Annotated in this window: 19 protein-coding genes; 16 read left to right on the forward strand and 3 right to left on the reverse strand. The window is 64.8% G+C overall.

The features are described 5' to 3' along the window. The first annotated feature begins 22 nt into the window (after window positions 1-22). From hutI to hutU, 3 genes are read left to right on the forward strand one after another with little or no spacing between them, the layout of a single operon-like run. Window positions 23-1,237 (forward strand): imidazolonepropionase, encoded by a 1,215-nt coding sequence (gene hutI, locus HAP48_RS32550; protein WP_166203960.1) that lies wholly within the window; start codon window positions 23-25, stop codon window positions 1,235-1,237. After that, window positions 1,234-2,793, forward strand: a complete 1,560-nt coding sequence (gene hutH / locus HAP48_RS32555) for a histidine ammonia-lyase (RefSeq protein WP_166203961.1) — start codon at window positions 1,234-1,236, stop codon at window positions 2,791-2,793. The genes hutI and hutH overlap by 4 nt, the downstream gene beginning before the upstream one ends. Window positions 2,794-2,824: 31 nt before the next feature. Beyond that, complete coding sequence (gene hutU / locus HAP48_RS32560; RefSeq protein WP_166203962.1) at window positions 2,825-4,495, forward strand: urocanate hydratase; 1,671 nt, start codon at window positions 2,825-2,827, stop codon at window positions 4,493-4,495. Window positions 4,496-4,533: 38 nt separating this feature from the next. Here hutU and HAP48_RS32565 read toward each other — a convergent pair whose 3' ends face one another. Further along, complete coding sequence (locus HAP48_RS32565; RefSeq protein WP_166215375.1) at window positions 4,534-5,736, reverse strand: ABC transporter substrate-binding protein; 1,203 nt, start codon at window positions 5,734-5,736, stop codon at window positions 4,534-4,536. A 47-nt stretch (window positions 5,737-5,783) separates the two neighbouring features. Further along, a complete protein-coding gene (locus HAP48_RS32570; protein WP_166203963.1) occupies window positions 5,784-6,923 on the reverse strand; it encodes an acyl-CoA dehydrogenase family protein in 1,140 nt (379 codons plus the stop codon). A gap of 81 nt (window positions 6,924-7,004) precedes the next feature. On the opposite strand from HAP48_RS32570, the gene HAP48_RS32575 reads away from it, so the two are divergent. From HAP48_RS32575 to HAP48_RS32590, 4 genes are read left to right on the forward strand one after another with little or no spacing between them, the layout of a single operon-like run. Then, window positions 7,005-7,871, forward strand: a complete 867-nt coding sequence (locus HAP48_RS32575) for a FadR/GntR family transcriptional regulator (RefSeq protein WP_166203964.1) — start codon at window positions 7,005-7,007, stop codon at window positions 7,869-7,871. 52 nt (window positions 7,872-7,923) lie between these two features. Beyond that, a complete protein-coding gene (locus HAP48_RS32580) occupies window positions 7,924-8,733 on the forward strand; it encodes an enoyl-CoA hydratase/isomerase family protein (protein WP_224496709.1) in 810 nt (269 codons plus the stop codon). Window positions 8,734-8,780: 47 nt separating this feature from the next. Continuing rightward, a complete protein-coding gene (locus HAP48_RS32585) occupies window positions 8,781-10,970 on the forward strand; it encodes an acyl-CoA dehydrogenase family protein (protein WP_224496710.1) in 2,190 nt (729 codons plus the stop codon). A gap of 10 nt (window positions 10,971-10,980) precedes the next feature. Continuing rightward, complete coding sequence (locus tag HAP48_RS32590) at window positions 10,981-12,174, forward strand: CaiB/BaiF CoA transferase family protein (RefSeq protein ID WP_166203967.1); 1,194 nt, start codon at window positions 10,981-10,983, stop codon at window positions 12,172-12,174. A 38-nt stretch (window positions 12,175-12,212) separates the two neighbouring features. Here HAP48_RS32590 and HAP48_RS32595 read toward each other — a convergent pair whose 3' ends face one another. Next, complete coding sequence (locus tag HAP48_RS32595; protein ID WP_166203968.1) at window positions 12,213-12,707, reverse strand: MarR family winged helix-turn-helix transcriptional regulator; 495 nt, start codon at window positions 12,705-12,707, stop codon at window positions 12,213-12,215. A gap of 195 nt (window positions 12,708-12,902) precedes the next feature. Here HAP48_RS32595 and HAP48_RS32600 point away from each other — a divergent pair, with 195 nt between their 5' ends. The 9 genes from HAP48_RS32600 (at window position 12,903) to HAP48_RS32640 (ending at window position 21,826) form a co-directional block, all read left to right on the forward strand. After that, complete coding sequence (locus HAP48_RS32600) at window positions 12,903-13,229, forward strand: hypothetical protein (protein ID WP_166203969.1); 327 nt, start codon at window positions 12,903-12,905, stop codon at window positions 13,227-13,229. Between the two features lie 13 nt (window positions 13,230-13,242). Then, complete coding sequence (locus HAP48_RS32605; protein ID WP_166203970.1) at window positions 13,243-14,562, forward strand: Rieske 2Fe-2S domain-containing protein; 1,320 nt, start codon at window positions 13,243-13,245, stop codon at window positions 14,560-14,562. A gap of 12 nt (window positions 14,563-14,574) precedes the next feature. Then, window positions 14,575-15,537, forward strand: a complete 963-nt coding sequence (locus tag HAP48_RS32610) for a PDR/VanB family oxidoreductase (RefSeq protein WP_166203971.1) — start codon at window positions 14,575-14,577, stop codon at window positions 15,535-15,537. Between the two features lie 27 nt (window positions 15,538-15,564). After that, a complete protein-coding gene (locus HAP48_RS32615) occupies window positions 15,565-16,788 on the forward strand; it encodes an ABC transporter substrate-binding protein (RefSeq protein WP_166203972.1) in 1,224 nt (407 codons plus the stop codon). A gap of 50 nt (window positions 16,789-16,838) precedes the next feature. After that, window positions 16,839-18,122, forward strand: a complete 1,284-nt coding sequence (locus tag HAP48_RS32620) for a CaiB/BaiF CoA transferase family protein (RefSeq protein WP_166203973.1) — start codon at window positions 16,839-16,841, stop codon at window positions 18,120-18,122. After that, window positions 18,119-19,315, forward strand: coding sequence for a thiolase C-terminal domain-containing protein (locus HAP48_RS32625; RefSeq protein ID WP_166203974.1), 1,197 nt, complete (start codon window positions 18,119-18,121; stop codon window positions 19,313-19,315). Before HAP48_RS32620 ends, HAP48_RS32625 begins: the two co-directional genes overlap by 4 nt. Beyond that, on the forward strand, window positions 19,312-19,776 hold the full coding sequence (locus tag HAP48_RS32630) for a Zn-ribbon domain-containing OB-fold protein (RefSeq protein WP_166203975.1): 465 nt from the start codon (window positions 19,312-19,314) through the stop codon (window positions 19,774-19,776). The genes HAP48_RS32625 and HAP48_RS32630 overlap by 4 nt, the downstream gene beginning before the upstream one ends. A 257-nt stretch (window positions 19,777-20,033) precedes the next feature. Further along, window positions 20,034-21,188, forward strand: coding sequence for a transporter substrate-binding domain-containing protein (locus HAP48_RS32635; protein WP_210292708.1), 1,155 nt, complete (start codon window positions 20,034-20,036; stop codon window positions 21,186-21,188). Further along, window positions 21,185-21,826, forward strand: coding sequence for an ANTAR domain-containing response regulator (locus HAP48_RS32640; protein WP_029080628.1), 642 nt, complete (start codon window positions 21,185-21,187; stop codon window positions 21,824-21,826). Before HAP48_RS32635 ends, HAP48_RS32640 begins: the two co-directional genes overlap by 4 nt. Window positions 21,827-21,836: the final 10 nt, after the last annotated feature.

The raw sequence follows: 21,836 nt of genomic DNA on the forward strand, positions 1-21,836 counted from the left end.
CCCACCTCGAGGGGACGATCGCATGGCAGAGCGCTTCGACCGCATCTGGCACAACGCCCGGCTCGCCACGATGCGCGGCGATCGCGCCGATCTCGGCGAGGTCGAGCGAGGCCTGATCGCGGCGCGCGACGGCCGCATCGTCTATGCAGGCGCGCAATCGGATTTTCCTGTGGATGCCGATGCCGTCGACCGGATCGATTGCGGCGGCCGCTGGATCACGCCCGGGCTGGTCGATTGCCACACCCACCTGGTGTTTGGCGGCAACCGCGCGCATGAGTTCGAGCTTCGCCTGAAGGGCGCGAGCTATGAGGAGATCGCGCGCGCCGGCGGCGGCATCGTCTCGACCGTTGCGGCAACGCGCAAGGCGACCGAGGCCGAGCTTGTCGCCGGCGCGCTGCCGCGGCTCGACGCGCTGATCGGCGAGGGCGCAACCACCGTCGAGATCAAGTCCGGCTATGGCCTCAATGCCGAGACCGAGATGCGGCAGCTGGCCGCCGCACGCAGTCTCGGCCGGCTGCGGCAGGTTGCGATCCGCACGTCCTTTCTCGGTGCGCATGCGCTGCCGCCCGAAGCCGATGGCGACAAGGATCGCTACATCGATCTGGTCTGCAACGAGATGCTGCCGGCCGTGGCCAAGGCCGGGCTTGCCGATGCGGTCGACGCTTTCATGGAGGGCATCGCATTTTCCGGAGAGCAAACGGCGCGGGTCTTTGCGGCGGCGCGTGCGCTCGGACTACCCGCGAAGCTGCATGCGGACCAACTGTCAAATCTCGGCGGCGCGGCACTTGCCGCAAAATTCTCCGCGCTATCAGCCGATCATCTGGAGCACACCGACGAGGCCGGTGCCGCCGCGATGGCGAAGGCGGGGACAACAGCGGTCCTGCTGCCCGGCGCGTTCTATTTCATCCGTGAAACGCAGAAGCCGCCGGTCGAGTTGTTCCGCGCCCACGGCGTGCACATGGCGCTGGCGACCGACTGCAATCCGGGCAGTTCGCCGCTCACCTCGCTGTTGCTTGCGATGAACATGGGCGCAACGCTGTTCCGGATGACGGTAGCCGAATGCCTCACTGGGGTGACGCGGGAAGGCGCCCGCGCGCTCGGCATGCTCGCCGAGACCGGCACGCTCGAAGCCGGCAAATGGTGCGATCTGGCAATCTGGGACATCGAGCGCCCGGCCGAACTGGTCTACCGCATCGGCTTCAACCCGCTGCACAGCCGGGTGTGGAGGGGACAATGAGTGATCGCGATGCGCCTGTCGTCGTGACACCCGGAACCGTCGGCCTGGACGTGCTGGCGCGGGTGCTTGCGGGGGCGGCCATCGTGCTCGATCCGTCATGTTGGCCGCGCGTCGAGGCGGCTGCGGAGATCGTGGCGAAGGCCGCGCGTATCGACGTTCCCGTCTACGGCATCAATACCGGCTTCGGGAAGCTGGCGTCGACGCGCATCGCGCCCGATCAGACGGCGCTGCTACAGCGCAACCTCATCCTGTCGCATTGCTGCGGGGTCGGGCCGGCCACACCCGAGCCGATCGTGCGCCTGATGATGGCGTTAAAGGTGATCTCGCTCGGCCGCGGCGCGTCCGGCGTGCGCTGCGACGTCATCGAGCAGTTGCAGGGCATGCTGGCGCGCGGCGTTGATCCGCTGGTGCCGCAGCAGGGCTCGGTCGGCGCCTCCGGCGATCTGGCGCCGCTCGCCCATATGACCGCCGTCATGATCGGGGAAGGGCAGGCAGTCGTGGATGGCAAGGTCGTGCCGGGCCGCGAGGCACTTGCGGCCGCCGGCCTCGCGCCGTTGACGCTTGGCCCCAAGGAGGGGCTCGCGCTGATCAACGGCACGCAGTTTTCGACCGCCTACGCGATTTCCGGCCTGCTGCGCGCGCATCGTCTGGCGCGTGCCGCGCTGGTGACCGGTGCGCTGTCGGTCGATGCGGCGATGGCCTCCACTGTGCCGTTCCGTCCCGAAATCCAGGCGTTGCGCGGTCATGACGGGCAGATCGCTGCCGCTGCTGCCTTGACCGCGTTGCTCGACGGCAGCGACATCCGGAAATCGCATCTCGAAGGCGACGAACGCGTACAGGACCCTTACTGCCTGCGTTGCCAGCCGCAGGTCGCGGGTGCCGTGCTCGACCTGCTCACGCAAGCCGCGCGGGGGCTGACCATTGAGGCCAATGCTGTAACCGACAATCCACTGGTCCTGGTTGAGACCGGCGAGATCGTCTCTGGCGGCAATTTTCATGCTGAGCCGGTGGCCTTTGCCGCCGACCAGATCGCGCTTGCCTTGGCGGAGATTGGCGCGACCAGCGAGCGCCGGATCGCGACGCTCGTCGACCCCGCCCTGAACTTTGGCCTGCCGCCGTTCCTGACGCCCGAGCCCGGTATCAATTCCGGGTTCATGATCGCTGAGGTCACGGCGGCCGCGCTCTATGCCGAGAACAAGCAGCGGGCGTTGCCATGCTCGATCGATTCGACGCCGACCAGTGCCAACCAGGAGGATCACGTCTCGATGGCCGCGCATGCCGCACGGCGGCTGTCCGACATGGCCGACAACCTCGCGGCCATTCTCGGCATCGAGCTTCTGGTTGCCGCGCAGGGGATCACGCTGCGCGCACCACATTCGACAAGTGCGCCGCTCGCGGCCGTCATCGCCGCGTTGCGCGAGCACGTTCCGGCGCTCGCTGCTGATCGCTACATGGCCGACGATCTCGCCAAGGCTGCGGCGCTGATCGAGGCCGATACGTTACCGGCCACGGCGATCGCCGCCCTTTCAGCTGATCCGTTTCCAAGACTTGCCTAGAAGACTTGCTTAGCCCACAGGAACATCCGTCATGAACCGCCGACTGGATAACGAACGTGTCATCCGTGCTCCCCGCGGCCCCGAGATCAGCGCGAAGAGCTGGCTGACGGAAGCACCGCTGCGCATGCTGATGAACAATCTGGATCCAGATGTCGCCGAGCGTCCGAGCGAGCTTGTGGTGTATGGCGGCATCGGACGTGCGGCGCGCGACTGGGAGAGCTTTGACCGGATTGCCGCCTCCCTGCGCAAGCTCGAAGGCGACCAGACGCTGCTGGTGCAATCCGGCAAGCCGGTCGGCATCTTCCGCACCCATGTGGATGCGCCGCGCGTCCTGATCGCGAATTCGAACCTGGTGCCGCATTGGGCAACGCTCGATCATTTCAACGAGCTCGACCGGCAGGGCCTGATGATGTTCGGCCAGATGACGGCGGGGTCATGGATCTATATCGGCAGCCAGGGGATCGTGCAGGGGACCTACGAGACGTTTGTCGAGGTCGGGCGCCGGCATTATGGCGGCAGTCTCGCCGGCAAATGGATCCTCACGGCGGGCCTCGGCGGCATGGGCGGCGCGCAGCCGCTCGCCGCGACGATGGCGGGCGCCTCCATGCTGGCCGTCGAATGCCAGCCGAGCCGCATCGAGATGCGGCTGCGCACCGGTTACCTCGACCGCCAGGCGGCGACGCTCGACGAAGCGCTGGCAATCATCGCCGAGGCGGCCAAGACCCGGAAGCCTGTTTCGGTCGGCCTGCTCGGCAATGCGGCCGAGATCTTTCCCGAACTGGTGCGCCGCGGCGTGCGGCCGGACATCGTGACCGACCAGACCAGTGCGCATGATCCGATCAACGGCTATCTACCGAAGGGGTGGACGCTCGCCGAGTGGGAAGCCAGGCGCGCCGCCGATCCGAAGGCCGTGGAAAGCGCGGCCAAGACCTCGATCGTCGATCACGTTCAGGCCATGCTGGATTTCCACGCGCAGGGAATCCCGACGCTCGACTACGGCAACAATATTCGCCAGATGGCGAAGGACATGGGCCTGAAGCAGGCGTTCGATTTTCCGGGCTTCGTTCCGGCCTATATCCGTCCGCTGTTTTGCCGCGGTGTGGGACCGTTTCGCTGGGCGGCGCTGTCAGGGGATCCCGAGGACATCTTCAAGACCGATGCCAAGGTCAAGGAGCTGATGCCCAACGACAGCCATCTGCACAATTGGCTAGACATGGCCAAGGCGCGCATCAAGTTTCAGGGGCTGCCGGCGCGAATTTGCTGGGTCGGCCTCGGCGACCGCCATCGTCTCGGCCTTGCCTTCAACGAGATGGTGGCGCGCGACGAACTCAAGGCGCCGATCGTGATCGGTCGCGACCATCTCGACAGCGGCTCGGTGGCGAGCCCGAACCGCGAGACCGAGGCGATGCGCGATGGCTCGGACGCGGTGTCGGATTGGCCGTTGCTCAACGCTCTGCTCAACTGTGCGAGCGGCGCGACCTGGGTGTCACTGCACCATGGCGGCGGCGTCGGCATCGGCTACTCGCAGCACGCCGGCATGGTGATCGTTGCCGACGGCACGCCGGAGGCGGCGCGCCGGCTCGAACGCGTGCTGTGGAACGATCCGGCGACCGGCGTCATGCGTCACGCCGACGCCGGCTATGAGACCGCGGTCGAATGCGCCCGGGCCAATGGGCTTGATCTGCCGAGCTTGCGCGCCTGAGTCGACGTTGGCGCGAAGCGGGGTTCTCGCCAAGCATTTCAATCCGCCGAGAGCGGCTCGCCGGTCAGCGACCAGCTCTCTCCGTCGAATGTCGCAATCCGCAGCGTCCGGAACGGCGTGTAGTCACCGGGCCGGGTGCTGATCGAGATGCCCGGCAGCATCATCGGCAGCCGTTCGCCGTTCAGCGACGTCGCCTCCTTGATCAGGTTCTCGCGGGTCAATTGATCGCCGCACTTGCGCAATGCCAACTCCACGGCATGCACATTCATGTAAGCGACCAGCACGGAATAATCGTCCGGATTGGCCGAAGGCGCGTAGGCTTTCAGGAAATCCTTGTAGGCCTTGATCTCGTCGTCATTGGCCCAGGCCGGATCGCCGGGCTGCTTGAGGAATTGCGTGGTCACCAGCCCTTTCGATGCTTCGAGGCCCGCCGGCTTCAGGATGGTGTCGACCGATGCCGTCGAGCCGCCGATCACGTGCAGGGGTTTCCAGCCGAGCTCGTAGACCTTGCGAATCGATTGCGCGGCGGCCTTCGACGACGACTGCTCGATCAGGGTGTCGACGCCGGCGGCCTTGAGCTGGACGATCTGCGAGTCGATCGTCGGGTCGGCGAGTTCGTAGGAGGCCTGGGCAACGATCAACTCGGCCTTGGGGCCGAGGCCGGCGCGGAGGCCCTTGAGGTAATCCTTGCCGTAGTCGTCATTCTGGTAAAGCACGCCGATCCTGGCCTCGGGCTTCGCGGCCAGGATGTATTTGGCGACGACGCGGCCTTCGGTTTCGAAGTCCGGATAGAGCGGGATGGTCCACGGGAACGCCTTGGGATCGTTGAAGCGGCGTCCGCCGGCGGTGATGAAGAGCTGCGGCACCTGCTTGCCGTTCAGGTATTTCTGGATCGCGACGTTGGGCGCCGTGCCGATCGTACCGACTTCGGCCAATACGCCGACGTCCTCGATCAGCTTGCGCGATTGTTCCACCGCTTTCGGTGCGCTGTAGGCATTGTCGAGCTGGGTGAAGTTGATCTTTCGGCCGTTGATGCCGCCTTGTGCGTTCAGCATCTCGAAATAACCGACCACGGCGCGCCCGGCGCCCGCGCCGAAGGCCGAGGCGGGGCCGCTCAGCGGCGTCGACTGACCGAGCTTGATCTCGGTGTCGCTGGCGCCGGGACCGTAGGCCTTCTGTGCGTCGGCAGGCGCCGCCAGCAAGCCGGACAGCGCGATCGCCGCCAGCGCCCAGGTGATGATAGGGTTCAAGGTCGTTCCTCCCTGTAGTTCGTTTCTTGTTGAAATCGCTAGCGCAGCAGCTCGCGGGCGATCACCACGCGCTGGATCTGGTTGGTGCCTTCAAAAATCTGGGTCAGCTTGGCGTCGCGCATCATGCGCTCGACCGGGTAGTCCATGGTGTAGCCGTAGCCGCCGAAGATCTGGACGGCGTCGGTTGTCACCTTCATGGCCATGTCGCTGCCGACGCATCTGGCCATGCTGGCGAGCACGTTGAGGCGCTTCCAGTCCCCCGCGTCGCCGGCGCGGGCGCATTCATAGACCAGCGCGCGGGCGGCCTCGATCTGCATCGCCATGTCGGCGAGCATGAACTGCACGCCCTGGAATTCGGAGATCGGCTTCTTGAACTGCTTGCGCTCCTTGGCGTAGGCGATGCAGGCATCGAGCGCGCCTTGCGCAAGGCCGACGGACTGGGCGCCGATGGTCGGCCGGTTGAGGTCGAGCGCGCGCATCGACGCGCGAAAACCCTTGCCTTCCTCACCGACGAGATTTTCGGCCGGAACCCGGACATTGTCGAAGAAGATCGGCGTGTTGGGGGCGCCGCGAAAGCCCATCTTGCGCTCGTGCCGTCCGAACGAGATGCCCGGCATCTTTTTCGGCTCGACGATGAAGGCGCTGATGCCATCGGCGCCGGCGCCGTCACTGGTCCGCGCCATCACCACAATGTAGTCGGCGACGACGCCGTAGCTGCACCATTGCTTACGGCCATTGAGGACATAGCTGTCGCCGTCCTTCCGGGCGCGGGTGTTGAGCGCGGCGACGTCGGAGCCGGCCTGCGGCTCGGAGATCGCGATCGCGGTGACGATGCCGCCCTCGGCGATGATCGGCAGGTATTTCTTGCGCTGCTCTTCCGATCCGAAATGCAGCAGCGGCATGATGAACATGGTGTTGAGTGCCGCGATCGACGCGCAAGCGGGCGAGACCTTCGAGATCTCCTCCCGCGCGATGCAGGCCATGGTCAGATTGCCGTTCGGGCCGCCATAACGCTCCGGCACCCAGAGCTGCATCAGTCCCATCTCGCCGAACAGCTTCACCAGCTCGAGCGGGAAGCGGTCGGTCTCGTCGATCTCGGCGGCGATCGGCGCCACGTGCCTGGCGACCATCCTGCGCACGTTGTCGCGGAATGCGACCTGCTCCTCGGAAAAACTCATACGGACTCCCCGTTTGTTTTCTTTGCCGGAAGCCAAAACGGGGCTTCCATTGAATGGGTGATCCATTTAATAGTTCACCGCATGAGCACCAAGTCAAGCCCTCGCGCGCCGCAGCGCCCCCGTACCGCCTCGCCGAACCGGCGGGAGCGGGCCACCGATCTTCGTGCAGCCGGCTCCGCGGCCGCGCCGACCTTCAAGCCGATCCACACCAGGCGGACGTTCGAGGAAATCTGTGAGCGCATTCGCGAGCAGCTTGCGCTCGGCGTGCTGAAGCCCGGCGACAAGCTGCCGGCCGAACGTGAACTGGCGCAGCAGCTCGGCGTCAGCAGGAATGTGCTGCGCGAAGCGTTGCGCAGCCTCGAGATGGCCGGCGTGCTGCGGCTGCAGAAGGGCGTCAAGGGCGGCGCCTTCATCCAGCAGGGCGATACCCGCCGCATGAACGAGGTCATGCGCGACATGCTGAGCCTCGGCACGATTTCGGTGCGGGAATTGTCGGAGGCGAGGGTTCATGTGCTCGACCTCGTGGTGCAGCTGGCGTGCGCAAATGCGCGGCGGGCCGATCTCGACGCGCTGGAAGCCAATATCGAGCGGACGGAGCTCGCTACGAAGGAGGGCCGGCTGCTCGATCGGGTCGAGTGCTCGCGCGAGTTCTACAAGCTGCTGGCGGCGTCGACCGGCAACAAGGTGATCGCGATGATCGTGGATTCCGTCACCGAGATCCACATGCGCTTCGTCTACGCCAAGGTCGCCTCGAGCGGGGTTGCGATGGCGCGGCTGGCCGAGAAGCGGCGGCAATTCCTGGCGGCGCTGAGCGAGCGCGACGTGGCGCTGGCGAGCCGGCTGCTGCGGTTGCACCTCGAATCCGTACAGCGCATGCTGGAGCAGGATCCCGGCGCCATGTCGCTTCACGTCGCATTGGCTGACGTGCAGCCGGGGATGCGCCGGTAGCGCGCACTGACCCTGCCACAACACTCAAATAGCAATAACAGTGGAGGTAAACGTGTCCAACTACGCCAATTATGAATGTCTGACGGTCGAGGTTGCCGACAAGGTCGCGACCGTGACCTTGAATCGTCCGCAGGCGCGCAATGCCATCAATCAGAAGCTGATCCGCGAGCTGCGGACGATTTGGGACGATCTCGCCGACGACCATGCCGTCAATGCCGTCGTGCTGACCGGCGCCGGCGATTTCTTCAGCGTCGGCGGCGACGTGAAGGCGATGTCGGAGCGGCCGGGCGGTGACGTGCTCGAGGAGGGCGAGGTGCACGATCCGATGATCAGCCGGCGCGGCGTCACCCGCCAGCTCGAGCTCGACAAGCCGATCATCGCGGCGATCAACGGCGACGCCATCGGCCTCGCGGCGACCCATGCGCTGCTCTGCGACATCACGGTGATGGCGGACGACGCGCGGATCGGCGACACCCACGTTTCGCGCGTCGGTCTGGTCGCGGGCGACGGCGGTACGGTGATCTGGCCGCTGCTGATCGGCATCAACAAGGCCAAGGAATTCTTGATCCGCGGCACGCTGCTGAAGGGCAAGGAAGCGGAGCGGATCGGGCTGGTCAATCACGTCGCGCCGCGCGCGGAAGTGCTGGCCAAGGCCCGCGAGATCGCGGTCGAGCTTGCGAACGGCCCGACCTGGGCCATCCGCTGGACCAAGCTGTCGATCAACCAGATCGTCAAGGAGCGCGTGAACATGCTGCTGGAGGCCTCGATGGCGCTGGAGCAGGTGACATTCGAGACCGCCGACCACAAGGAAGCGACCATGTCCTTCAAGGAGAAGCGCAAGCCCAGGTTCGGCCAGGCATAGGCCGGGCGATGGCGCCGACCGAGGTGTCAGGAGACGATATCACTGGGATGCTGCGCGATTCCGTGCGCGGATTCCTCGACGAGCATTGGCGTCCGCGCGGCGCGACTGCGTCGTCCTCGCCGGACGCGATATCGGCGATCTGGCGCAAGCTGGTCGGGCAGGGAGTAGCCACGCTCGGTGCGGAGGACGGCGACGGCGGGCTCGCCGAGATTCTCGTCGTCATGGCGGAGCTTGGCCGTGCCGGATGTCCGGCGCCGATGTGGTCTGCGGCCTTGGCCAATCTTGCGGTCTCCGGGTCGCAGATCGCTGCTGCCACTGATTTGCTGGAGCGGCTGCATTGCGGGAAGGCGATTGTTGTCTTCTCATTCGCCGCGCTGGATCCCGATCCCGGCGCGGGCTCGATCCAGGTTACCGACCTCAAGGCAACAGGCGTGCTCCGCTTCGTCGAGACTGCAGCGAGCGCGACGCATCTCCTGGCCGCGCTCGATCAGTCTCACCTTGCGCTGATCGACCTCGGCGCTCCCGGCGTCGAGTGCATCGCGATCCGCGCGATGGGCGCGTCAGCGCTCTACGAGATCAGGCTGAGCGCTGCGCCGGCCACGCTGATTCCGCTCGGATCGGTCGATGCCGGCGATCTCCGCCGCAAGGGCAAGGTGGCGTTGATCGCGCGCGCCTATGGCGCTGCCCGGCGCGCGTTCGATCTCGCGGTGGACTATGCCAAGGAAAGGCATCAGTTCGGGCATCCGATCGGAAAATTCCAGGCCATTCAGCACAAGCTGGCAAACTGCCTGATCGCGCTCGAGGGCGTCAGGTTGATCCTGGAACATACCGCCAGACTGCATGATGGTGGCGACGACGACTGGCGCTACTTCGCCGATTGTGCTTTGGCGTTCTCAGGCGATGCGTTGCGGCGGGTTTCGCTGGAGACCCAGCATATTTTCGGTGCGATCGGTTACGCCGAGGAGCACGAGGCGCCGGCCCATTTCAAGCGAGTGCACCTCGATGCGATCGCGCTCGGCGGCGCGTCGGATGCAAAACGAAAACTGGCGGCACGGCTGTTGGACGCCGGCGGCGCAGGGCTGCCGCAATACGACCTCGGGCCGGCCGGCAATGCGTTACGCGAGCAGGTCCGGCTTTGGCTCGAGCAAAACTGGACCGGAAGCCGGAAGGATGCGTTCGACCAGAGGCCATTCGCCAAGCGCGAGTTCGATGCCGGCTTCGCCCGCGACATCGGTGAGACCGGGTGGATCGGCCTCGGATGGCCGCAAGAATTCGGCGGCCAGGCGCGCTCTCCGCTGGAGCAGATCGCCTTCATGGAGACGATGGAGCGGGGCGAGGCACCGCGGATTGGCGCGGCGATTCAGGCCAACGCGCTGATGATGTTCGGCTCGCCGGAACAGCAGCAAAAATACCTTCCGGAAATCCTGCGCGGCGAAGCCATGCACGGCATGGGTTACAGTGAGCCGCAGGCGGGTTCCGATCTGGCAGCGCTGCGCACCAGCGCCATCCGGGACGGCGACCAGTGGGTGATCAACGGCCAGAAGATCTGGACCACTACCTGGTGGGGCAAATACATGTTCCTCGCCGCGCGCACCGACAAGGACGCCAAACCGCCGCACGCCGGCATCAGCATGTTCATCGTGCCGATGGATGCGCCGGGCATCACGATTCGTCCGTCTGTAACGATGTATGACGGCACGTTCGCCAACATCTTCTACGACGATGTTCGCATTCCCGCCGAGAACATCGTTGGCGAGGTCAATGGTGGGTGGAAGGTGCTGACCGGCGCGCTGGCCTTCGAGCGGGGGTTGGTTGGTGGCGGAATCGTTCTGAAGGTCGCCCATGCTTTCGAACGATTGCGTGCGCATGTCATCGGCGATCGGTCCCTGGCTGAGGACCCGATCGTCCGCGACAGGATCGCGACTTTGGCGTCCGAAATCGAGATCGGCCGTCTCCTGATGATGCATTGCGCCGAGCTCGCCGCCGACGGCGCGACGCCGCCGGAATATGGCGCGATCAGCAAGGTGTTCTCCGGTGAACTGATGGAGCGCTTCGGCGAGGCTGCGCTCGACATCCTCGGCATGCGCGCTGCGCTGTCCGAGCAGATGCCGGGTGCGATCGACAATGGCCGCTTCGAGCAAAACCTGCGGCATTCGCTGATGTGGGTGATCAGCATCGGGACCAACGAAATTCAGCGCAGCCTGATCGCGCAGCGCGCGCTCGGACTGCCGAGGTAGGAGAGATCGGATGCAGAAGGATGGCGAAAGGGCGCCGCTTGCCGGTGTGCGCGTGCTGGATTTTTCCATCATGGTGGCGGGGCCCTATTGCGCGCGGCTGCTGGCCGACGTCGGCGCGGAGGTCATCAAGATCGAGCCGCCGGAAGGCGACGACATGCGGTTGCGGACGCCGCTGCGCGAAGGCCACAGCACCTATTTCGGCCAGCTCAATGCCGGCAAGCGCAGCCTGGCGCTGGACTTGAAGAACGCCGATGCGATCAAGCTCGTGCATCGCCTGGTCGCGGAGGCGGACATCGTCGTTGAGAATTTTCGTCCCGGAGTGATGGATCGGCTTGGTCTCGGCTACGAGGCCCTTCGCGAGATCAACCCGCGTCTGATCTATTGCTCGATCTCGGGTTATGGACAGACAGGCCCCGCTGCCGAGCGCGCGGCCTACGCCATGATCGTGCATGCCGAAAGCGGGTTCGATACCTCGCTGATGCGCTATGCCGGTGACCGGGAGCGGCCGGCGGCCGGCGCGATCTTTGTCGCCGACATCCTCGGCGGCATCTTCGGCTATTCCGCGATCCAGACCGCGCTGGTCCAGCGGATGCGCACCGGCAAAGGTCAGCGCGTCGACGTGGCATTGATGGATTGCATGCTGAACCTCTTGGTCTACGAGCTTCAGGAGGCGCAATTCCCGGTCCACGTGCCGCGTCCAACCTACGGCCCCGTGCGCACACGCGATGGCGATATCCTGATCGCCCCGGTCACGCCGCGCAATTTTGCGGCGCTATGCGAGGTGACGGGACAGGATGAGCTCGTGAACGATCCGCGCTTTGCAACCATTCCGGCACGTGGCGCCAACTGGACCGCCATGATGCAGGTGATCGAGCAATGGACCGAGCGCCACACCGTCGCCGAATGCATCGCGGCGCTGGACCGCGCCGGCGTTCCCTGCGCCGAATATCGCGCACCCGGTGAGGCGCTGAGCGATGAGCATTTGCGCCAGCGCGGTGTGTTCGGAACGGTTGCCGACGGTGCCGGCGAATTCGTCGGCGTCAACGCGCCGTGGCAGATGTCCGGGGCCGATACGCCGATCGGGCGTCAGGTTCCCGGGATCGGCGCGCAGCGGGACGATGTGCTGTCGCGGGTTCTTGGATTATCGCCCGACGCGATCGCAGCACTCGCTGCCGCCGGCACGTTTGGGAGGGCGTCGGCCTAAATCTCATCGCGCTTTAGGCGGTCCGGGCGCCGATGATCTCAGGCATCCGACGGCGCGTCCGGCGGCGGAGCCTTCGCGATCGCCAGCAGGCATTTCAGGAAGTGAGCGCGGTCTTCCTTGCGCAAGGGAGCCAGCATGATGTCTTGCAGTTCGGCGGCGGCCGGAATGACGGCGAGAAGCGCTTCCTCGCCCTTGGCGGTGATCTGCACCTGGAGCGAGCGGCGGTCGTCCGGATTGTCCTTCTTCGCGACCAGCCGCCGCGCGACCATCCGCTTCAGCATTTCGCTGAGCGTGTTGCGGTCGCAGCTGATCCGCTCCGCTAGCACAGAGGGGGTGAGAGGGCCCAATTGGTACAGCGCCATCAGCACGCCGAACTGCCGCGGCGTGATGTCGCTCTGGCGCGTCATGCTTTGGTAAAGCCCGTCGTAGCGGGCCTCCAGTAGCCGCAGCAAGAATCCGACGCCGCCTTCCAGTTGCCAGTTGCGCGCAATGTCTGCGGCTGAGCTCGTCTTCATTGCCTTGTCGGCTGCCACCGTCGTTGGACTCCGATTTCACGAATTCGCGTTAGCCGTTAGCAGCTTGGCCTGACGTCCTCAACCCTGCGATGAACCGCCGCCCGAGTCTGTTCGCAGGACGATGCAATGGCTCTTGGCCCTTGTCAGCCATCCGGCAATGTAGTACGTATACGTATCAAATGCGATGCGAAGACATCGTCTGGGAGGTCGGTTTTGGACCTGCGTGAGCTGCTCTCTATTCCCTATCTGCTGGAGGCCGAGGCGGTCGAAACCGAGCCGGGGCAGTGGCGGGTTCGTCTCGCCTATCCCGAGCTCCCGGGATGCACGGCCGAAGCGGCCGTCGTCGAGGACGCGCTACGGGAGCTTGAGCGGCGACGCATCGAATTGATCGTCGGCCTCGTGGAGGAGGGCAAGCAGCCTCCCGTTCCAAGAAGGCCGCTCACTGCATCCGATCCGCTCTGGACCGCTCAGGATCTCGGACTGTCTGACCGTGTCGCAGCACTTCTCGGCGGTGCGGCGGGTCCGACCAAACGCAATTGAAGGAGGCACACCCATGCTCTCGCGCGAAGACAATGAACGCCTGGTGAGGGTCGGCAAGGGCACGCCGCTCGGCGATCTCTTCCGCCTGTACTGGGTCCCCTTCCTGCCGTCGGCGGACCTCGCCAGGGACGGACAGCCCAAGCGCATCCGGCTGCTCGGCGAGGATCTGGTCGCCTTCCGCGACACCGAAGGACGCGTCGGGCTGGTCGACCAGGCGTGCCCGCATCGCGGCGCGCCGCTTATCTTCAGCCGAAACGAGGATTGCGGGCTGCGCTGCGTCTATCACGGCTGGAAATTCGACGTCACCGGCGCGGTGACGGACATGCCGGCGGAGCCGGTGCGCAGCCGCCTGAAGGAGCGCGTGCGGATCAAGGCCTATCCCTGCAAGGAACGCAACGGGATGATCTGGACCTATATGGGTCCCGACCAGGCTGAGCTTCCGCCGTTGCCGAACCTCGAATGGAATCTTGTGCCGGCGGAGCAGGTGCACATCTCGGTTCGCGTCCAGGAGTGCAACTGGCTGCAGGCGGTCGAAGGCGAGATCGACTCGGCGCACGCGCCGCTGCTGCATGGGCGGCTCGACGCCCAGGGCACGACCAGCGCCTGGATCCAGAAGCGCGACCTGCGGCCGACCTTCGAATGCATCAAGCAGGACTTTGGCATGAGCATCGCCGCGCGGCGCAACTACGATGCCAACACGCTGTACTGGCGCGTCAACCAGTTCATGCTGCCGTTCTATACGCTGGTGCCGCCGCTGTCGCCGTTCCCGGATTTGAGCGGGCACGCCTGGGTGCCGATCGATGACGAGAACACGCTCTGCATCATGTTCTCCTACCATCCGTCGGAGCCGCTGCTACCGAAAACGCGGCAAGTCTTTGCCGAAGGACACAAGGGCCGCGAGAGCGGTCACGCCAGCCGCCACGCCCTGGTCGAGCACCCGGTGACGGTCCCATACGCGGGCTACTGGACCAAATACAATCCGCAGAACGGTTTTCAGTTCGACTATGAGGCGCAGCGGACCACCTGGTTCTCGGGCCTGCCGGGTCTGTGGGTGCAGGACGGCGCCTGCCAAAGCGGCGTCTCGCCGATCTTCGACCGTACCAAGGAGACGCTCTGCTCGAGCGACACCGGCATCGCGATGACGCGGCGCTTCATCCTGGAGGCGCTTGGCGCCTATCGCGATCACGCGATCAAGCCCAAGGGCGTTACGGACCCCGACGTGTTCATGGTGCGGGCGGTGTCGCTGCGGCTACCGCCGGAGGATTCCTGGGTCGATGTCGGCGCGCCGTTCATGCGGGCGAAGCTCGGCACCGATTTCGGCTACGATCTGTGAGCGCATCCCGCCATGGCTGACGCGACGCAGGACGTGCTGGTCAAGCGCATCGGCTACGAGGCCGAGCGGATCAATTCGTACGAATTGATCGCCCGTGCCGGCGGCGGGCTGGCGCCGTTTACGGCCGGCAGCCATATCGATCTGCATTTGCCGAACGGCATGATCCGCAGCTACTCGCTGGTCAACGACCAGCGCGAACGGCAGCGTTATGTCATCGCGGTCAACAGGGATGGTGAGAGTCGGGGCGGCTCCAACTTTGTCCACGACTGCATCAAGGCGGGAGATATCCTCAGGGTATCTCGACCACGAAACAACTTCGCGCTCCACGAAGAGGCGGAGCACTCGATCCTGATCGCGGGCGGCATCGGCATCACACCGCTGCTGTCGATGATCCGACGGCTGGAGGCACTGGGACGCCGCTGGGAGCTGTTCTACGCCGCAAGGAGCCGCGCCGCCGCCGCGTTTCTCGATGAGTTCACGGCGCTTCGACCGGATGTCCATTTGAACATGCATGTCGATTTCGATGACGAGCGATCGGGGCGCGTCTTCGATATCCCGGCCATCGTCAGGAATGCGCCAGCGCGCGCGCATCTCTACTGCTGCGGTCCGGTGCCGATGCTCGAGGCATTCGAGGCGGCGACCGCCGATCGTCCGGCCGGTCACGTTCATGTCGAGTATTTCCAGGCGCGCGAAGCACCGGCCGCCGAGGGCGGCTTCGACGTCAGGCTCGCGCGGAGCAACCGCACGATTGCGGTCGAGGTCGGCAAGACGATCCTCGATGCGCTGCTGGACGCCGGAATGGCGGTGAACTACGCCTGCGCGGAAGGGGTCTGTGGCACCTGCGAGACGCGCGTGCTGGAGGGCATCCCCGATCATCGCGACCAGTTCCTGAGCGAGGACGAGCAGGCGGCGAACAAGAGCATCATGATCTGCTGCTCGGGTGCCAAATCGCGGACGCTGGTGCTCGATCTCTAAGACAACGACATATTAAGGGTGGAAACAATGAAGTATTTTTCGTGCATTGTCGGAATATCCCTCCTGGCCATTTGGGCCAGTTCGACCGCGTCGGCGGACTCTGCGCGCACCATCAAGATCGGCGTGCTCAACGACGCCTCCGGTCCCTATTCGGACAATGCCGGCGAAGGGTCAGTGACATCAGCCAAAATGGCCGCCGAGGATTTCATGCGGCTTCATCCCGACTTCAAGGTCGAGATCGTCTCGGCCGACCACCAGAACAAGGCGGACGTCGGCGCTGCAATCGCGCGCCGCTGGATCGATCAGGAGAAGGTCGATGCGGTCGCCGACGTGCCGAACTCGGCCGTTGGGCTCGCCGTCAACGAGGTCGTGCGCGGCACCAAGGCGGCGCTGATTGCATCGAGTGCGGCGTCTTCGGACCTGACCGGGAAATTCTGTTCGCCCAACACGATCCAGTGGACGTTCGACACCTGGGCAGCGTCGCACACGATCGGCGCCTACCTTGTCCGCCACGGCGGCAAGAAGTGGTATTTCATCGCGACAGACAATGCGCTCGGCAAGTCGATGGTGCGCGACGGGACGGCGGTGATCGGTGCCGGCGGCGGCTCCGTGCTCGGGTCGGTCAACGTGCCCATCAACAATGCGGACTACGCCTCGTTCATTCTGCAGGCCGAGGGTTCGGGCGCGGATGTGATCGCGTTCGCGACGGCAGGCGGCGACACGGTCAGCCTGATCAAGCAATCCGCAGAATTCGGGCTGAAGCAGAGCGGGCGGACCTTCGCGGCGCTGCTGACCACCACCAACGATGTCGAGTCCAGCGGGCTTGCGGTCGGGGAGGGGCTGATCATCACCCAGCCGTTCTACTGGGACCTCAACGATGCCAGCCGCGCCTGGTCGGCCAGGTTCAGCGAGCGGCAACATGGGCAGTCACCGACCGCATTCCATGCCGGTGTCTATTCCTCGGTGCTGGCCTATCTGAACGCGGCGCTCGCGGCAGGCAGCAACGATGCGCAGGCCGTGATCCGCAAGCTGAAGGAGACGCCGATCGATGACGCCTTGTTCGGGCCAGTTGTCGTTCGCGCTGATGGCCGCGCCATTCACAACATGTACATCTTCAAGGTGAAGAGCCCGACTGCGTCGAAGAGCAAGTGGGATCTGCTGGAGCAGGTTGGCGTGCTGTCCGGACCGGAGGCGTTTCGACCGCTTGATCAGAGCGGATGTTCGCTCGTCGAGTCTTCGAAGAGCAATTGAACGTTTGCGGCAAACCTGGATCGACACTTCTCAAACCGACGGATGTCCTGATGTTGGATCAACTTGAAGCCGAATTCCCTGAGCACACGCCTCGTGCGCCCAATGCGCCAAGGGCGCTTCAGGGGATTCGGGTGGTCGATTTTTCGCATTTCATCGCGGGACCGTTTGCCACCATGATCCTGGCCGACATGGGCGCCGAGGTGATCAAGATCGAGGCGCCCGGCCGCGGCGACGATTTGCGTCGCTATCCTCCAGTGCATCCCGATCTCAAGCACGGCGCGCCGTTCCTCTGGACCAACCGCAACAAGCGCAGCGTCGCGCTCGATCTCAAATCCCCCGAGGGAATAAAGGTCGCGCGCGAGCTGATCGCCACAGCTGACGTCGTCGTCGAGAATTTCTCCGCCGGCGTGATGGCGCGGCTGGGGCTCGACTACGAGAACTGCCGCAAGATCAAGCCTGAGATCATCTATTGCGCGGTATCGGCCTATGGACGCGACGGGGCGTTTTCGGACCGGCTCGGTTTCGATCCGATCGCGCAGGTCGAGAGCGGTTTTGTATCGATGAACGGCTATGCCGATCGCGAGGGCGTGCGGGCATTGTCGCCAGTCATGGATATCAGCACCGCGATGATGGCGAGCAATGCGATCCTTGGGGCCCTGTTCGCGCGCGAGCGCAGTGGGCAGGGCCAGGCCATCGAGGTATCGTTGTTCGAGAATGCCGTCCTGATGACCGGGTACGCGACCATGCAGTCGCTGTTCAACGATGCCGATCCGAAGCGAAGCGGCAACACCAGTCCCGACACCTGCCCGTCGGGCGTGTTTCTTGGCAGCGATTGCTCGTTCTACATCAATTGCGGCAATGACAAGATCTTCCAGCGCTTGATGTCGCAGGTGCTCGGGCGCGAGGACCTCGCCGCGGCCGAGATCTATGCGACAGGCCCTGACCGGATCCGCCGGCGTGAGGAGTTGTTCGCGATCCTCGGTGACGCGTTTGGCAAGCAGCCCTGGTCACACTGGCAGACACGGATGCGGGCCGCCGGCGTGCCCTGCGGCCAGCTGCGCACCGTCGGCGAGGCGATCCGCTCACCCGAGGCGAGGGAGCGCGACATCGTCACCCGGATTCCGCACGAGACGGTCGGCTGGGTGCCGAATGTGAACCTGCCGATCCGTTACTCGCGGACGCCGATCGTTGACCCCGTCGCGGCGCCGGCAGTCGGACAGCATACCGACAGCGTGCTGCGCGAGCTGCTCGGCTATGAGGAGGCACAGATCGCGCGTCTCGCCGCGAGCGGAGCTTTCGGCAGCCAGCCGTCACGAGAGGACGTCAAGGCGTGACGGCGCGAGCGCGAGACGAGCGGACGCTGCGTGGCCGTGTCGCCGTGATCGGGATCGGCGAAACCGAGTATTATCGCCACGGCGCTTCTCCCGACCCGGAATTCAAGCTCGCCCTGAAAGCCATCTTGGCGGCATGTGAGGACGCCGGCCTCGATCCCCGCGACATCGACGGCTTTTCCTCCTACAGCGACGACCGCAGCGAGGCGTCGCGGCTGGCAGCGGCGCTCGGCACGCACCGATTGCGCACTGCGACGATGCAGTGGGGCGGGGGAGGCGGCGGCTGCTGCGCGGCGGTTGCCAATGCGGCAGCCGCGATCGTCGCGGGCCTCGCCGATTGTGTCGTGGTGTTCCGCTCGCTGGCGCAGGGCCAATATGGTCGCTTCGGGCAGGCGGCCGGGATCCACACCGTGTCGGGCGAACGCTCCTACTTGATGCCCTACGGGGTGCTGGCGCCGCCGCAGCGCTTTGCGATGCGAGTGCAGCGCTACATGCACGAGCACGGCGTCCGGCAGGACGCCATGTGCGCGATTGCGCTCGCCTCCTATCATCATGCCCAGGCCAACCCGCGAGCCGTGATGTATGGCAGGCCGCTCGATCCCGGGAAATACGATGCTTCGCGCTGGATCGTGGAGCCGTTTCATCTCTACGACTGCTGCATGGAGAATGACGGCGCAGCGGCCCTGGTGCTGGTATCGGCCGAGCGCGCCAGCGACTTCAGGCGCAAGCCGGCCTATCTGCTCGGTGCGGCCTTTGGCTCCGGACATCGTGCGGCCGCGACGGCGCACAACGCGCCGCTCTATGCCACCGCGAGTTTCGACACGGTCGCTCCGGATGTCTACCGCATGGCCGAGATAGGACCGTCCGACGTCGGTGTGGTCCAGGCGTACGAGAATTTCACCGGCGGCGTCGTGATGGCGCTGGCAGAGCATGGCTTCTTCCGCCCGGAGGACGCCAACGACTTCCTGACATTCGAGAACCTGATCGCGCCGTCCGGGCGGCTGCCGCTCAACACCAGCGGCGGCAATCTCGCCGAATGCTACATGCACGGCTTTGAGCTCGTGCTGGAGGCTGTTCGTCAGGTGCGCGGCACGTCGACGAGCCAGGCCCGCCGCAGCGACGTGGCAATGGTCATCGGAGGTCCGATGGTCTCACCCGCGAGCAATCTCATTTTGGGTTCGGAGGCCACCTTATGACCAATCCGACCGCGCGCTATCTACCGGCGGGCCTGCCAATCCCGGTCGCAGAGCCTGATGGCCTGTCAGCGCCTTATTGGGAAGGATTGCGGAAGGGCAAGCTGCTGGTGCAGCGCTGCAGCCATTGCAACGCTTGGCAATTCGGACCCGAATGGCTCTGCCATCGCTGCCACGCCTTCGACCCTGCATGGACGGAAGTCCAGCCGTGCGGCCGGATCTTCAGCTGGGAGCGTGTGTGGCATCCCTCGCACGCGGCGCTGAAAGGGCATGGACCTTATATTGCGGTGCTTGTCGAGCTGCCTCACGCCGGGGGAATCCGCATGGTCGGCAATCTGCTCGGCGATCCCGCGCAGAAGGTCACGATCGGCGCTGACGTGGAGGGAGTCTTCGAACATCATCCGGAGTCGAACCCACCGTACGCCTTGCTGCAATGGCGCCGGCGGCAGGTTTCCTCGAAGTGACGGTCCGCGGCTGCCCTCGATACGGGAAATCGATCGCAGGTCTACCGGAGATAGATGGTTCGCGAACCGTTGCACCTATGATCAGGCATCAAGACATCCACTTGCCCGGTTTCGCGTCAGCTCCGCTGACAGGATGAGCGGCCGGGGTCCTTGTCTCGCGGCAGATGTCATGCAATCTTGCGCCGCCGGCAAAGCTGTTCGAGAGCAACAAGAACAATAATCCCTCTCGTCCCTCCAACTCTGTTGAGGGCCTGATCATGTCGAACCTTACCCAAACGACGTCCGCTCCGTGGCGGATAGGAGTGCTGTTCTCGCGAACCGGCTTCATGTCGGTGATCGAGGAGACCCAGTACCAGGGCACGCAACTCGCGATCGAGGAGGTCAATGAGGCGGGCGGCGTGTGCGGCCGCGAGCTGGTTCCTGTTGCCTACGATCCGGGCTCGGATTCCGCCGCCTATGGCCATTTCGCCAAGCGGCTGATGGTCGAGGACCAGGTCAGTACGATCTTCGGCTGCTACACCTCGTCGAGCCGCAAGGCCGTGCTGCCGGTGGTCGAACGGCTCAACGGCCTGCTCTGGTATCCGACGCTTTACGAAGGTTTCGAGGCGTCGCCGAACGTCATCTACACCGGCGCCTCACCGAACCAGAACAGCCTCGCGCTGTGCCGCTATCTGATGGATACGTTCGGAACGCGGTTCTATTTCGTGGGCTCGGATTACATCTATCCGCGCGAATCCAACCGCGTGATGCGCGAATTGCTCAAGGCCAATGGCGGATCGGTGGTCGGCGAGCGCTATGTCAATGTCTATGCGCGCTGGCAGGACTTTGTGCCGATCATCCAGGACATCAAGCGCGTCAGGCCCGACGTGATCTTCTCGACTGTCGTCGGCGAAGGCACCGTGTTCCTCTATCAGGCCTACGCCAATGTCGGGCTCGATCCCAAGCAGGTGCCGATCGCCAGCCTGACCACGACGGAAGCCGAAATTGCGGCGATGGGCTTCGACGTCGGCGCGGGGCACGTCACGGCGGCATCTTATTTCCAGGGCGTCGAGGGCAGCGCCAACAACGCATTTGTGCAGCGCTTCAAGAAGCGATTCGGCGCCGACGTCTCGACCAACATGTGCGCCGAATCGTCCTATTTCCAGCTGCATCTGTTCGCGAAGGCGCTCGAACAGGTCAATTCGCTCGACACGGAAGTGCTGCGCTCCATGGTGTTCGGCACCAGCTTTGATGCGCCGCAAGGGGCGGTGACAGTCAACCCGATGTCGGGGCATACTGATCTGTGGACCCGGATCGGGCGTGCCAATCGCAACGGGCAGTTCGATATCGTCAGCCAGTCGAAGGAGCCGGTGCATGCCGATCCGTTCCTGATCGGATACGGTCGTGCAACGCAAACAGGAAGCGTCCAATGAACGAAATGTCGCGTAAGCCGACGCTGAGCCGAGACGTCGGCGGGCGCAAGACCATGGTTCAGGAACTTGCCGATTTGTCGGCGGTGGTGGTCGCGCCGGTCGACGATCAGGTCGGCATGTTGCTGCGCGAGTTGCAGCGGTTCCGGATGCGGGTGCGTCAGGTCTGGCCGATGCCGGAGAGCGTGCCGGCCGATGCGGACGTGGTTTACTGCGAGTATTCACCTGATCTGGCGCGGCGTCTGCCGTGGATTCCAGGCGACGCGCGCTCCGCGCTGGTCGTGATCCTGCCGGCGACGGAGACCGTTCATGCCGACGCGCTGTGTCATGCGACGCCGAACGCCATTCTGCCGCGGCCGTTCACGCAGAATGCGGTGTTGTCGAGCCTCGTCCTGGCGCGCAGTCAATTTGGTTATGAGCGGCGGCTCCGCAGCAAAATCGAGAAGCTCGACGACAATCTGCGCTCGATGCGCACGGTGGAACGCGCCAAGGCCATTCTGATGGCGACGCGGCAGATGCCGGAAACCGAAGCCTATGGCTTCATCAGACGGCAGGCGATGGATCGTCGCGTGTCGGCAAGTGCAGTCGCTGCGGCGATTGTTGACTCGTTCGAACTGCTTGGCTACGATCATCAACAGTAAGCCCCAATAG

Origin of the sequence: Bradyrhizobium septentrionale (genome assembly GCF_011516645.4) — a bacterium.
In the GTDB taxonomy this organism is placed as follows: Bacteria; Pseudomonadota; Alphaproteobacteria; order Rhizobiales; family Xanthobacteraceae; genus Bradyrhizobium; species Bradyrhizobium septentrionale.